This is a genomic window from Streptosporangium amethystogenes (genome assembly GCF_000721075.1).
GTDB classification, from domain to species: Bacteria; Actinomycetota; Actinomycetes; order Streptosporangiales; family Streptosporangiaceae; genus Streptosporangium; species Streptosporangium amethystogenes.
On the sequence record NZ_JOEQ01000013.1, the window covers coordinates 1 to 13,405 of the forward strand.

Below are 13,405 nucleotides of genomic sequence, written 5' to 3' on the forward strand. Positions count from 1 at the left end.
CGTACGCATCCGCGGCGAGAAGGGCATCCGCTGGGGCGGACGCCCTCTCAAGGCCGCAGCCTGACAAACCCGGCGAACCAATGCGGTCACGGCACTAGCAGCAGATCGAACCGATCAGTACCATCGCTTGTGCACCAGTTGCCAAAGGCTCGACGATCCGCACCCGTGCCACCATCGTCGAAGCGGCGATCCCGGTGCCGTACGAGCGCGGACAGGTCGGCCTCGGCGTCGGCGAAGAACGCGCAGGTTTCCTCGATGCTCGGCAGGACGAGGCTGGGCAGGGGCTCACTGACGGGCCGCAGTAGGGTGACGGTGAAGGCGAAGTGGCCGCGCAGCGCATCGGGGAGGGCCCGGTCGGCGGCCACCTGACGGCGACTTGAGCTTCGATGTCGCCGGAACCGCTCATCGCCACTGTTCCGTTCTGGCCGAGTGGGCAACTCAGCGGAGACGAACGGGACGAGGCGGATCCTCCCCAGTGGCCCAGTAGCCGCCATGCGCTGAGGGCGAGCCTGGCCCGTGTCGGTCAGGTGGGCTCGGAAAGTTCGACGTCCAGGGTCTTGCCGATCTGTTCGATGCGACGGGCGACGCCGCTGTGGTGCAGGTGGAGAAGGTCGGCGGCGCGGCGCAGGGAGCCGGTAACACCGTAGGCGTCCAGAGTCTCCGGACCTTCCGGGCTGTCGGCCATTCGGGCGATCCCGGCCACGTCGACGTTGTCGCGCGAGGCGTCCTGAGATACCTCGGCCAGGAGCGCCAGCGCGCCCAGGTCGGCGTAACGGATGACAGGTTCGCGCGGGCCGGTGAAGCGGAGGGCGGCGCACGCGACGGCGGGGATACCGTCCTGCGTGGCGAAACAGGTGGCCAGACCGATCAGGAATCGAGAAGCGCCGGCCCCCGAGCCGCACCTAGCGTGACCGCCATGGACATCATCATTCACACGGGCTTCCTCCCGCACGACGACCCGGAGGCCGCCCTGGCCTTCTACCTCGACACCCTCGGCTTCGGGGCCCGCATCCAGGAACTACGCTGAGCCGTCCGGCGATCGCAACCATGACCTGCACAGACGGCATCGCGAGGGAGCCCGAGCACGACGCCGACCGGCAGCCGCCTGGTGGCCGCCGACCCTGACGGCAACGTCCCCGAACTGCTTCACGACCGATGAGTGCCGCCCCCGCTCCCCCGCCCGGCGTCGTCGCGACACCGGGCATCGGCTCACCTACGGCATCGATGTCCGCCCCCGGCCGACAGTGCCGACCAGGTGGGCTGTTGCCGTGACCGCGCCGGTGAAGGAGAAACCAGACCTACTGCTCGAAGCTGGTTAGATCGAGCGAGGCCACGCCGGTGAAAACCGTGAAGACGGCCTCGCCTAACAGATGGAGACACGATGAGCACGGCCCCCCGGACGGACACGCAGTCGCCTGCGCTACCCGCTGCCGACAGCCACGATCTGCTCCGCGTGCACGGCGCGCGCGTGAACAACCTCAAGGACGTCAGCGTCGAGATCCCGAAGCGCCGGCTGACGGTGTTCACCGGCGTCTCCGGCTCGGGCAAGAGCTCGCTGGTGTTCGGCACGATCGCCGCGGAGTCGCAGCGGCTGATCAACGAGACCTACAGCGCCTTCGTACAGGGCTTCATGCCGACGCTGGCGCGGCCCGAGGTCGACGTCCTCGAAGGGCTGACGACCGCGATCCTCGTCGACCAGGAGCGAATGGGGGCCAACCCCCGCTCCACGGTCGGCACCGTCACCGACGCCAACGCGATGCTGCGCATCCTCTTCAGCCGGCTCGGCCGGCCGCATATCGGCTCGCCCCAGGCCTTCTCCTTCAACGTCGCCTCCATCAGCGGAACGGGTGCGGTCTCGTTCGAGCGCGGCGGGAAGAGCGTGAAGGAGCGGCGCGACTTCAGCATCACCGGCGGCATGTGCCCGTGCTGCGAGGGCATGGGCCGGGTCACCGACATCGACCTGTCCCAGCTCTACGACGACTCCAAGTCGCTCAACGAGGGTGCGCTCACGATCCCCGGCTACAGCATGGACGGCTGGTACGGCCGGATCTTCAGCGGCTGCGGCTTCTTCGACCCCGACAAGCCGATCCGCAAGTACACCAAGGCCGAGCTTCACGACCTGCTCTACAGGGAGCCGACCAAGATCAAGGTCGACGGCATCAACCTGACGTACGAGGGCCTGGTCCCCAAGATCCAGAAGTCGATGCTGTCCAAGGAGAAGGAGGCGCTGCAGTCGCACATTCGGGCCTTTGTGGAGCGGGCGGTGACGTTCACCACCTGTCCCGAGTGCGGCGGTACCCGGCTCAGCGAGGTGGCCCGATCCTCCAAGATCAAAGGGATCAGCATCGCCGACGCCTGCGCGATGCAGATCAACGACCTTGCCGAATGGGTCCGCGGCCTCGACGAGCCGTCGGTGGCGCCGCTGCTCGCCGCGCTGCGGCAGTCCCTCGACTCGTTCGTGGAGATCGGGCTGGGCTACCTGTCACTCGAGCGGCCGTCGGGCACGCTGTCGGGCGGCGAGGCACAGCGCGTCAAGATGATCCGCCACCTCGGCTCCTCGCTCACCGACGTCACCTACGTCTTCGACGAGCCCACCATCGGCCTGCACCCCCATGACATCCAGCGGATGAACGGCCTGCTGCTGCGACTGCGGGACAAGGGCAACACGGTGCTCGTCGTGGAGCACAAGCCGGAGACGATCATGATCGCCGACCATGTCATCGACCTCGGCCCCGGCGCCGGTACGGCGGGCGGCACCGTCTGCTTCGAGGGCACCGTCGAGGGGCTTCGAGCCGGCGCCACCCTCACCGGCCGTCATCTCGAGGACCGGGCCGCCCTCAAGAAGACGGTGCGTACCCCCACCGGCACGCTGGAGATCCGCGGCGCCACCCGCCACAACCTGCGCGACGTCGACGTCGACATCCCGCTCGGCGTCCTGTGTGTCGTCACCGGCGTCGCCGGCTCCGGCAAAAGCTCGCTGATCCACGGATCGATCCCCGCCGGTGCGGGTGTCGTCTCGGTCGACCAGGGCGCGATCCGCGGCTCGCGGCGGAGCAGCCCGGCGACCTACACCGGACTGCTCGACCCGATCCGCAAGGCGTTCGCGAAGGCCAACGGCGTGAAGCCGGCGCTGTTCAGCGCCAACTCCGAGGGTGCCTGCCCCAACTGCAACGGCGCCGGTGTCATCTACACCGACCTGGCGATGATGGCCGGCGTCGCCACCACCTGCGAGGAGTGCGAGGGCAAGCGGTTTCAGGCATCGGTGCTGGGCCACCATCTCGGCGGCCGCGACATCAGCGAGGTACTCGCGATGTCGGTGACCGAGGCCGGGGAGTTCTTCGGCACCGGCCAGGCGCGCACGCCGGCCGCGCACGCCATCCTCGACCGGCTCGCCGATGTCGGGCTCGGCTACCTCAGCCTCGGCCAGCCGCTCACCACACTGTCCGGCGGCGAGCGGCAGCGGCTCAAGCTGGCCACCCACATGGCCGACAAGGGCGGTCTCTACGTCCTCGACGAGCCGACCAGCGGCCTGCACCTCGCCGACGTCGAGCAGTTGCTGGGCCTGCTCGACCGGCTCGTCGACTCCGGCAAGTCGGTGATCGTCATCGAGCACCACCAGGCGGTCATGGCGCACGCCGACTGGATCATCGATCTCGGTCCCGGCGCGGGCCACGACGGCGGCCGGATCGTCTTCGAGGGCACGCCCGCCGACCTCGTCGCCGCCCGTTCCACCCTCACCGGCGAACACCTCGCGGCCTACATCGGCACCTGACCGGGGCCGCGACGGCCATGGCCCGATCACCTGATCTGGATGGGCTTGTCGAGCATTGGACGTTGCCGGATGCCGAGCGTGACCATCGCCAACCTGCTCACCCTGGTCACCGGCATCGCCCTGGCCACGGAACACCACCCGGACCTCGCCGCCGAGGCAGACCGACTACTCGCCTGACCGTAGCGGGAGTCAGCCCCCTCAGAGGTGAGCGGAGGGGAGCACGCTCCGAATCCGTACAGGCTCTAGGACACCGCCCAGTCCGGAATCCAGAAGTCGCGCGGGCCGTCGTTGCTGCGGATGACGGCTTCGCAGAAGATCCGCGCCCGGAACTCGCCCCGCATCCCCTCCAGTGCGATGTTGATCGTGGTTGTGGCGGGCTCGGCGGTGGCAGGGAGGTGGGCGACGTGGTGGCCTGGGCCGTCAATGGTGAACGACCGTATGCCCGCCGCGTCCGTGACACTCACGCTCACACTGCCCGACAGCGGCGGGAACGGGAGGGCACGATACTCAAGGACGGGCTCGGTGGCCACGATGGAGGCCGCCCAGTTCTCGTGTACCGGCCGTGCGGAGGACAACACGCGCAGGCATTGCAGGCCCCGCGCCCATGACGGCTGGTAGAACTGGAGGTCGAATCCATGGGCGACGAGAAGTTCCCGGATGGCGGGCAGGGCCGCACTGTCGTAGCAGTTCCAGCCGTCGTTGTGGATCCGGTTGGGGTCGGCGCCGTGTGCCAGGAGCAGACGCGCAGCCTCGACCTGCCCGGACTCGCAGGCGACCAGGAGAGGGGTCGTCCCGGTCCAGTAGTCGTGCTGGTCGATGTCCCATCCCGCTTCGGCGATCTCAGCGAGGGCCGGAAGGTCTCCGAGGCGGACCAGCCGCGCGATGGCGTTGAAGTCGATGTCGCCGCCCATGGCCTCACGATAGGGGCTGTCCCGTGGATCCATGACAGCCAGCCGACCGGCCCCGGTGATCTTCCAGAGTTCACCGGGGCTCGCACCTTGTTGCGCGGGCCGCCGTCGTACAGGATCCTCAGCCACATCTCGACGTCCCGGCCGGTCCCGGCCCGTGCCGCCCGGCGGCACATCAGCAGCCCGGTTGGCAAGGCGTGCCGCGTGTCTCGCGTCCCCGCTCCGAAGCGGCATACGTTCACCCCGGGGTGGGAATCCCGGCCGTGCGCCACTACCCTCTGGCTATGCCGACCCACGAGCGGGAGATCACCTCCCCCGTCGATCTATGCCTGCCCGACGGGCGCCTCAACCCCGACGCGGTCGGCTGGAGCAGGCACCCGCTGCACCGCGCGAACCTGCGCGGCTGGGGCAGGACCAAACGCTGGGAGTACTGGGGCATCGTCACCCCCGACCACATCGTCGGACTGGTGGCCTCGTCGCTCGACTACGCGGGCGTGCACGGCGTCTACGTGCTCGACCGCGCGACCGGCGCGGAGATCACCAAGGACGTGGTCGTGCCGCTGGCGCGGGGCACGGTGCTGCCGGACCGCAGCGGAGCGGGCCCGGCGTCGGTACGGGGCCCGGGCCTGCGCATCGACATCGACCAGCGCCCCGAGGGCACCTCGCTGCGGGCCGTCGTGCCCGGGGTGCGGCTCGACGTGGAGGTGCCACTGCCGGAGGGACACGAGTCGCTCGGCGTGGTCGTCCCGTGGAGCGCCCGGAGGTTCCAGTACACGGTCAAGGACGTCGGCAGGCCGGTGCGCGGCACACTGACCGTCGGGGAGACCCGGCACGTCCTCGACGAGTCGACCTCCTTCGCGGTGCTCGACCACGGACGGGGCCGCTGGCCGTACTCGATCACCTGGAACTGGGCGGCGGGCAGCGCGCCGGGGCGGGCGATCCAGCTCGGCGGCAAGTGGACCGACGGCACCCACTCGACGGAGAACGCGCTGTTCGTCGGCGGGCGGATGCACAAGATCGGCGACGAGCTGGCCTGGGTGTACGACCGGCGCGACTGGATGCGGCCCTGGCGGATGACCGGTCCCGGGGTGGAGGTGGTCTTCCACCCATTCCACGAGAAGATCTCGCGCACCGAGCTGGGTGTGGTGGGCAGCGAGACCCACCAGTGCTTCGGTCACTTCTCCGGTCGCGCCCGGACCGACGAGGGCGAATGGGTCGACCTCGACGGCCTGGTCGGTTGGGCCGAGGAGGCCCGCCAGCGCTGGTGAGGACCGGCCCGGCCATGCCGCCCGCCCGGTGCCGACGGCTTCCGCCCGATGGGACCGGACGGGACGGCCGTCCGGCTCCGGCGGGGTTCAGCCCAGCCGGAGCCGCCCGTTGACGGTCCGCACCAGTTCGGCGGGGAGTTTGAGCACCTCGCGGTCGTAGGTGAGCAGGCCGTTAAGCTCGTCCTCGACGTCGGAGAGCTGGGTGTAGACGGTCGCGCTCAGGCCGCGCGGCACGGCGGGCACGATCTGCCGGTAGTGCAGCCGGGCGAACGCGCCACCGAACTGCGCCGCCGTACGGCATCTGCGGTAGCCGAACTCGCGGTCGTTGAAGGTGTGGCCCTCGACGCGCAGCGAGTAGCCGCCGTACTCCGACAGCACCAACGCCCGCCCGTCGCGCCCGGCGGGCGGGCGAAAACGGCGGAAGTACACGTGCAGGCTCCGCAGGTCGCCCGCGCCCTGGTCGTGCCACCCGCTCGCGTGGTCGACCGTCCGGGTGGGGTCGAGCTCGGCGAGTTCCCTGGCGGCGCCCGCCGCGTCGAACTGGCCCCAGCCCTCGTTGAACGGCACCCACACGGCCAGGCCCACCACGTTGCGCAGCAGTTCGACGGTCTCCCGCAGCTCGGCTGCGAACCGCTCGCGGCCCTCGGCGTCGCCGCGCCCGAACCATCGGTGGCGACGGTCGTCGAGGCGCAGCGGTGTCAGCACCGGCGCGGTGATCACCAGTGGGTGATAGCGGCCGCCGCCGTTCACCATGTCCTGCCAGACGAGCATGCCGAGCCGGTCGCAGTGGTGGTACCAGCGCATCGGCTCGATCTTGATGTGCTTACGCAGCATGTTGAAGCCGAGCCGCTTCATGGTCTCGATGTCGCAGACCATGGCCTCGTCGGAGGGCGGCGTGTACAGGCCGTCGGGCCAGTAGCCCTGGTCCAGGACTCCGACGTGGAAGTAGGGGCGTCCGTTGAGCAGCAGCCTGGGCACGCCGTCCGCGTCGCGCCCGACGCCGAAGGAGCGCATGCCGACGTAACCGCGTACGCTGTCGGCCCCCAGACGCACCGACACGTCGTACAGGTACGGATCCTCGGGACTCCACGGGCGGACGTCCGGGATCGGGATCCGCACCGGCACGCCCGCGTCCGCCTCGACGGAAGCGACCGTCTCGCCGTCGGCGAGGATCTCGACGGCGGCCCGTCCCGAGGCGGCGTGCACCGTCACCTCGACGCACGAGGCGTCCAGGTGCGGGACGAGCGTGAGCCGCTCCACGTGTACGGCGGGCACGCACTCGGCCCACACGGTCTGCCAGATGCCCGACTGGGCGGTGTACCAGATGCCGCCCCGGCGCAGCTTCTGCTTGCCGCGCGAGTGGTGCCCGGTGTCGGAGTCGTCCCGCACGGCCACGACCAGCGTGTTGGGTCCCTCGCGCAGGGCGTCGGTGATGTCGCAGGCGAACGGCAGGTAGCCGCCGGTGTGCGTGCCCACCTCGACCCCGTTGAGCAGAACCCGGCAGGTCTGGTCGACCGCGCCGAAGTGCAGCAGCACCCGCCCGCCCGGGACGGCGAAGTGGTCGGGCAGGGTGAGCGTGCGCCGGTACCACAGCGTCTGCCCGGGCAGGAGCTGCCGCCCGACGCCGGACAGCGGAGCCTCGGGGGAGAACGGCACGACGATGTCGCCGTCGTAGCCGTCGGGGGCCTCGGGCTCGACCGGGGAGACGGCGTACCGCCAGCGGCCGTTGAGGTTGAGGTAGCTGTCGCGGACGAGCTGTGGCCTGGGGTACTCCGGCAGCACGGCCTCGGGGTCGAGGGCCGCGCCCCAGCGGGTCAGCAGGGTCATGCGGTCCCCCTGCGGCGCAGTGCCCACACCGGTACGGCCACGAACGCCACCACGGCCGTGGCGGCCAGGAAGATGGCCGGTGAGGGGACTTGTTTGAGCACCCCGAGCTCCTCGTAGTAGGCGTCGGCCCCTTCGATCACGGCGGCGCCCAGGAAGGGGCCGACGATCATGGGGATGAGAATCGCGAAGACCATCCGCAGGCCCTGGACGTGACCGGCGCGGTCCGGCGGTGAGTGGTCGCGGACGATCGCCGCGATGGGCGCGAGCACCAGCATGAACCCGGACATCATGACGAGCCCGGCGGCGATCACCGGGATCATCCCGGTCGCGACGGACATCAGCAGCAGGCCCGTGCCGTACACGGCGATCGCGGTCGGCAGGAAGCGCACCTTGCCCACCCGGTCGATGAGCGGCCCGCAGGCGACGCTGATCACCGAGGAGCCGGTCAGCACCACGGCCAGGACGATCGCGTACCCCTCGATGTTCAGGTATCGCTGCAGGTAGATGATCAGGTAGGGCAGGAAGACCTGGGTGGAGATCCCCCAGATCGTCCACGCGGCCAGGGCCAGGTAGAGGGCGGGGTTGGCCCGGATCGCGCTCGGCCGCAACCCGTGCACGAGTGAGGCCAGGTAGGCGCCCTCCTGACGCACCGGGTCCGGGCGGTCGCGCACGAGCAGCCAGGAGACGGCTCCGACCACGACGATGATCGCCCCGATGAGCACGAAGAACAGCCGCCACTCCCCCGCGCGGGTCAGCGAGTCGAACCCGCCGAAGACGGCCAGCATCGACACCAGCGGCATGATCGCCAGCACCGACTCCACCCGGCCCCGGTTCGCCGGGCGGGTCACGTCGGTCACCCACGCCTGGAAGGCCGCGTCGTTCGCCCCGGCGCCGAGGAACGACATCACGCAGTCCAGCGCGATGACCGCGACCACCGTGGCCGTGACGGCTCCGGCCGCCGGGGCGACGGCAGCGACCGCGTCGACGGTGACGAAGCCGAAGGCCGCCGTGGCCAGTCCCCACAGCACGTATCCGGCGGCGATGAAGGAGCGGCGGTGCCCCGCCCGGTCGGAGAGCGCGCCGACCAGCAGGGTGGCCACCGTCGCGGTCGCCGCGCTGGCGGCGACCATGGTGGCGATGGCGCCGGGGTCGTCGCTGACGGTGTCGTAGAGGAACACATTCAGGTACATGTTCTCGACGGTCCATGCCACCTGCCCGGCGAAGCCGAGCACGATCAGAGCCGCCCACGAACGTCTGCCCAGCCTGGCAGCGATCTTTGTGGTCACGGCGAGAGACTACAGGGAGTTTTGTCGCAATTTGGGGCAGATTCCGTGTCCATTGATGCCGCGAAAACGATCCCGCCTTGCGCACAGGAAGGCCGGCAAAGGGCGTGGCAGGGCCTCAGAAGAGCAGGGTGTGGCGCCACCCGGAACCGGCCACATCGAGGCCGATCCGAAGCTCGTGATGCGCGCGACGGCCGCCGAGTTCACCGGCCCGCACTTCGGTTCACCACCGAGATCACCAACGACCTGACCGGGAGCTGGCTCGAACCCCTGCGACACCGGCCTGGCGATCTCCGACGTACGGTCACAACAGGTCAGGACGGCGAGTTCGGCGTGGCGGCCCACCAGAGTCGCGCACCGTCGGTGACCAGGCTCAGAGCCCGATCCGTGCGCTCGTACGACTGTGACGTGTCACAGATTTGACCGCTCAGGTTTACCGCCCCCTCCAATTCCCAGAAGAGCGCTGCCAGCCCATGGTTTGGAGGAGACCTGTAGGCGATCATCGGAGCCCCCCATGCAGCGTCGCACCTTCATCGTGTCCCTCTCGGCCGTCGCCCTGTCCGGCACCCTGTGGCAGAACGCCGCGCTCGCCTCCTCGGTGGTCGCGGGCGAGAGCCCGTACGGTCCGCTCGGTGAGCCCGACGGCAACGGCGTCGCGCTGCCGGCCGGGTTCGGCAGCAGGGTGGTGGCCAGGTCGGGCCACTCCGTCGGCGGCACCCTCTGGCATCCGGCCCCGGACGGCGGCGCCTGCTTCGCCGACGGCACCGGCTGGATCTACGTGTCCAACTCGGAGGTTCCGCTGGTCGGGGGCGCTTCGGCGATCAAGTTCAGGGCCGACGGTTCGATCGAGCGGGCCTACCGGATCCTGTCGGGCACCAATCTCAACTGCGCGGGCGGGAGCACGCCCTGGAACACCTGGCTGTCCTGCGAGGAGATCTTCCGTGGCAAGGTCTACGAGACCGACCCTTACGGCGTGCGCGGCGCCCAGCAGCGCCCGGCGATGGGCAGGTTCAAACACGAGGCCGCCGCCTGCGACCCCGATCACCGGGTCGTCTACCTGACCGAGGACGAGGATGACGGCTGCTTCTACCGCTTCGTTCCCGACGCCTGGGGCGAGCTGTCCAGCGGTCGTCTCGAGGTCTTCTGCACCGACGACCTCTGGCGGCCGGTGCCCGATCCGACCCCCGGTGTCCTGCAGCGGCAGACCAGGCATCAGGTGGGCGCCGCCAGGCACTTCGACGGCGGCGAGGGCTGCCACTACGCGGACGGCACCTGCTACTTCACCGCCAAGGGCGACCGCACGGTGTGGGCCTACGACACCGGCCGCCAGACGATAACCGCGATCTATGACAGCACCGGCACGCTCACCGGCATCGACAACATCACCGGCACTCGGGGCGGTGACCTCTACGTCGCCGAGGACGGCGGCAACATGGAGATCAACATCATCACCCCGGACCGGGTGGTCGCGCCGATCATACGGCTCGACGGCCAGGGCGGGTCCGAGATCACCGGCCCCGCCTTCTCCCCCGACGGCACCCGCCTGTACTTCTCCTCCCAACGCGGCACCAGCGGCGAACGGGCGGGAACGGGCGGCATCACCTACGAGATCACCGGCCCCTTCCGCCGCTGATCCTCAAGGAGCCCCCCATGGCTCTTGCCGGAACCCTCCCGCCCGTCGCGTTGGCGATCATCACGTTCGGCCTCGGGCTGAGCCCGACGATCTCCGACTTCCGCCGTGTGACGGCGGTCGTGCTGATCCCGGTCGCCGTCGGCATGGAGATCGGGATCCACAACGCCACGCCGCCGATCGCGGCGGCACTCTCCCTGCTGAACAGCCCCCAGATGGCCATCCCTGCCGCCGCGTACGGGGTGCTGATGTTCTTCACCGCGGCAGGAGCCGGATTCCTGCTCAGGTCTCGCACGACAGAGCCGATGCCCCTCGAAAGGAGTTCAGCATGATCCGATCAGTGATCGCCGCGATCGTCCTGGTGGCCGCCGTCACCCCCGCCGCCCATGCCTCGGCCGGTGAGGTGTACGTGGCCCTGGGGGACTCGGCCGCCTCAGGGCCGTTGGTACCCAACCAGGTGGTACCCGATCTCGGGTGCTGGCGCTCCGACCATAACTACGCCCACCTCACCGCGCAGGCCATCGGAGCCGCCACGTTCCGCGACGTCACCTGCTCGGGTGCCAAGACCAAGGACATGTACACCGCGCAGGGCACCGACCTCGGCTCGGTGCCGCCGCAACTGGACGCGCTCAGCGGGGACACCACGCTGGTCACCGTGCAGATCGGTGCCAACGACGTGGGCCTGACCGGGTTCATCGAGGACTGCCTGAACCTGCTGCCGCCGCCCGTCGGCGACGCCTGCAACGACGACTACATCGAGAACGGGCAGGACACCTGGCGGGTCAAGACCGATGCGTTGCGGCCGAAGCTGACCACTTTGGTCTCCGACATCCGGGCCCGCTCACCGCAGGCCAGGATCTTCGTGGTGGGCTATGGGACCTACGCCCCGCCCAACGGCTGTTACCCCCGGGTACCGATCATCAAGCAGGACGCCAACTACGTCCGCGCCACCCTGCAGTACTTCAACCAGGCGGTGGCAGAGCAGGCGGCGGCAGCGGGTGTCGCCTTCATCGACCTGCAGACGCCGAGTAAGGGCCACGACCCGTGCACCTCGGCAGGAACGCGGTGGATCGAGCCCTACGTCCCCGCCTCGCCGGCCGCGCCTTTCCACCCCAACGCGCGTGGCATGCGCGGCTTCGCGGACGCGGTGATCGCCGCCGTCAACGGGGCGTGAGCCTCCTGGCCGCCAGCGCGGCTCCGATCTGCTGGAGCTGCGCCGGCTTGGCCGGGTCGAGCCCGGTCAGGCTCACCGCCCGCCGCAACCGGTAGTCGACGGTGTTCGGGTGCACGTGCAACAGCTCGGCCGTGCGGCGGCGGTCGAGCCCGGTCTCCAGATATACCTTGAGCGTCCGCAGCAGGTCGGGGTTGTTCAGCAGCGGGTCGAGCAGACCCGCGAGCCTGGAGGTGGCCCGGCTCGGCCGGGTGAGCTGGTACTCCAGCAGTACGTCGGCCAGCCGGTAGGCGCCCGGCGGGTGCCCGAAGATCCGCGCCACCTCCAGCACCTCCTCAGCCACTCCCGCGGCGGCCGGGACCTCGGCGGGCGTCGCCTGCTCGGCCGCCGCCCAGATCGGCACCCCCGCCGCCCTGGACATCGCCTCGACGACCTCGGTCACGATCGGCACCTCACCGCCGTACGGGAGCAGCACGAGCCCGCCCGTCGCATCGAGCACGGACAGAACCTGCTCGGTGGCGTGACGCTGCACGGCGGCCCTGATCCTGGCCAGCTTGCGCCGCCCGGCGATTGACCTGCCGGGCTCGTCCTGTTTCTCATCGGGGTGCTCCCCCACCGTGATCGCCATGACCAGGTAGCCGGGTGCCAGCCGTATCGCGGCCAGGGCCGTGTGATCGCCGCCGAGCAACGCGGAGACCGCGGCGTGCATGGTGTGCTGCTCCCTGCAGAGCATGCCCTCGCGCTCCTGCAGGTAGGCGGCGCACACCGCGGAGGTCACCGCCTCGGTGTAGATGAGGACGAGGCGGTTCAGGTCGATCACCGCGGCGAAGTCGGCCGGCGTGGCGGTGGCGATCAGGCGGTCCCAGATCCAGCGGGTACCCAGGTGGTAGGCGGCCAGCAAAGCCTCAAGCGGTACCCGTTCCTGGGCGCGGCGCGCGGCGGAGGCACGTAGCGGGGCCAGTTCGGCGGAGGCGGGCGGGCGCCTGTGGCGGAACATCTCGCAGATCATCCGCAGGTTGTGCTCGGTGATCCTGGTGATGTCACCGTCGAGTTCCTCCCTGGGCAGCCTCCGGTAGATGGGGATCTCTTCCACGAAGACGTGCACGAGTTGCCTGGCCAGGCTGGTCGCCTGGCGTTCCAGCAATTCGTGCACGGGACATCCAGCCAGGATGAGCACGTTTGACACTATCTCACACCAGGTTGTCAACTTCTCGGCCCTGGCACCGAGCGGGTGCGCCCGGGAGAAGACAGATCCGAGCCGGGGTGGAAGAATGACTCGCTGCTCAACCGGCATGTACTGGTATCCACATCGAGCCCGCTTCGTGTCACAGTCGGAATTCGGCAAAGCGCGCCGTTACTCCGTTCGCACATGCCTTGGTCAGGCGTGAGCGGCCGACGGCTTTTGGTCGTTTTCCACAACTGGAGCCGCGTAGTGTGCGCTGTCTGCGACATGGCATTGCCGGTCGGTAGACGGAAGGGTGGACACTGCGGGAGGGCCGCCGTGTCGCGGCGCGCACATCGTTGATCTACAGGAGGGCTCGGTCGG

At 69.7% G+C, this 13,405-nt stretch carries 11 protein-coding genes; 5 read left to right on the forward strand and 6 right to left on the reverse strand.

The features are described from left to right. Positions 1-86: 86 nt before the first annotated feature. Both IG98_RS0120045 and IG98_RS0120050 read right to left on the reverse strand, forming a co-directional pair. A complete protein-coding gene (locus tag IG98_RS0120045) occupies positions 87-365 on the reverse strand; it encodes a hypothetical protein (RefSeq protein ID WP_030914002.1) in 279 nt (92 codons plus the stop codon). Positions 366-523: 158 nt separating this feature from the next. Next, positions 524-934, reverse strand: coding sequence for a helix-turn-helix domain-containing protein (locus tag IG98_RS0120050; RefSeq protein WP_030914005.1), 411 nt, complete (start codon positions 932-934; stop codon positions 524-526). A gap of 447 nt (positions 935-1,381) precedes the next feature. Between IG98_RS0120050 and IG98_RS0120060 the strand changes: the two genes are divergently transcribed. After that, a complete protein-coding gene (locus IG98_RS0120060) occupies positions 1,382-3,772 on the forward strand; it encodes an ATP-binding cassette domain-containing protein (protein WP_030914009.1) in 2,391 nt (796 codons plus the stop codon). A 242-nt stretch (positions 3,773-4,014) separates the two neighbouring features. Here the strand turns inward: IG98_RS0120060 and IG98_RS47090 are convergent, their stop codons facing one another. Beyond that, entirely contained in the window at positions 4,015-4,716 is a 702-nt protein-coding gene (locus tag IG98_RS47090; RefSeq protein WP_169750154.1) for an ankyrin repeat domain-containing protein, read from the reverse strand. A gap of 248 nt (positions 4,717-4,964) precedes the next feature. Here IG98_RS47090 and IG98_RS0120080 point away from each other — a divergent pair, with 248 nt between their 5' ends. After that, positions 4,965-5,948, forward strand: a complete 984-nt coding sequence (locus IG98_RS0120080; protein ID WP_030914011.1) for a DUF2804 domain-containing protein — start codon at positions 4,965-4,967, stop codon at positions 5,946-5,948. Between the two features lie 87 nt (positions 5,949-6,035). Here the strand turns inward: IG98_RS0120080 and IG98_RS0120085 are convergent, their stop codons facing one another. Next, complete coding sequence (locus tag IG98_RS0120085) at positions 6,036-7,775, reverse strand: glycoside hydrolase family 2 protein (RefSeq protein WP_030914014.1); 1,740 nt, start codon at positions 7,773-7,775, stop codon at positions 6,036-6,038. Further along, entirely contained in the window at positions 7,772-9,061 is a 1,290-nt protein-coding gene (locus IG98_RS0120090) for an MFS transporter (RefSeq protein ID WP_030914016.1), read from the reverse strand. Before IG98_RS0120090 ends, IG98_RS0120085 begins: the two co-directional genes overlap by 4 nt. A gap of 511 nt (positions 9,062-9,572) precedes the next feature. Here IG98_RS0120090 and IG98_RS0120100 point away from each other — a divergent pair. From IG98_RS0120100 to IG98_RS0120110, 3 genes are read left to right on the forward strand one after another with little or no spacing between them, the layout of a single operon-like run. Then, positions 9,573-10,691 (forward strand): alkaline phosphatase PhoX, encoded by a 1,119-nt coding sequence (locus tag IG98_RS0120100; protein WP_030914019.1) that lies wholly within the window; start codon positions 9,573-9,575, stop codon positions 10,689-10,691. Between the two features lie 17 nt (positions 10,692-10,708). After that, positions 10,709-11,020: a hypothetical protein gene (locus IG98_RS52585; protein ID WP_030914022.1), complete on the forward strand. Its 312-nt coding sequence runs from the start codon at positions 10,709-10,711 to the stop codon at positions 11,018-11,020. After that, on the forward strand, positions 11,017-11,862 hold the full coding sequence (locus tag IG98_RS0120110) for an SGNH/GDSL hydrolase family protein (RefSeq protein WP_030914025.1): 846 nt from the start codon (positions 11,017-11,019) through the stop codon (positions 11,860-11,862). Before IG98_RS52585 ends, IG98_RS0120110 begins: the two co-directional genes overlap by 4 nt. On the opposite strand, the gene IG98_RS0120115 is transcribed toward IG98_RS0120110, so the two are convergent. Beyond that, positions 11,849-13,012, reverse strand: coding sequence for a PucR family transcriptional regulator (locus IG98_RS0120115; RefSeq protein ID WP_084195517.1), 1,164 nt, complete (start codon positions 13,010-13,012; stop codon positions 11,849-11,851). The two genes, IG98_RS0120110 and IG98_RS0120115, sit on opposite strands and share 14 nt — an antisense overlap. Positions 13,013-13,405: the final 393 nt, after the last annotated feature.

Bases quoted from the DNA above. Each gene is read 5' to 3' on its own strand.
- IG98_RS47090 (WP_169750154.1), bottom strand. From the start codon at position 4,716: ATGGATCCACGGGACAGCCCCTATCGTGAGGCCATGGGCGGCGACATC.
- IG98_RS52585 (WP_030914022.1), top strand. From the start codon at position 10,709: ATGGCTCTTGCCGGAACCCTCCCGCCCGTCGCGTTGGCGATCATCACG.
- IG98_RS0120080 (WP_030914011.1), top strand. From the start codon at position 4,965: ATGCCGACCCACGAGCGGGAGATCACCTCCCCCGTCGATCTATGCCTG.
- IG98_RS0120085 (WP_030914014.1), bottom strand. From the start codon at position 7,775: ATGACCCTGCTGACCCGCTGGGGCGCGGCCCTCGACCCCGAGGCCGTG.
- IG98_RS0120060 (WP_030914009.1), top strand. From the start codon at position 1,382: ATGAGCACGGCCCCCCGGACGGACACGCAGTCGCCTGCGCTACCCGCT.
- IG98_RS0120100 (WP_030914019.1), top strand. From the start codon at position 9,573: ATGCAGCGTCGCACCTTCATCGTGTCCCTCTCGGCCGTCGCCCTGTCC.
- IG98_RS0120110 (WP_030914025.1), top strand. From the start codon at position 11,017: ATGATCCGATCAGTGATCGCCGCGATCGTCCTGGTGGCCGCCGTCACC.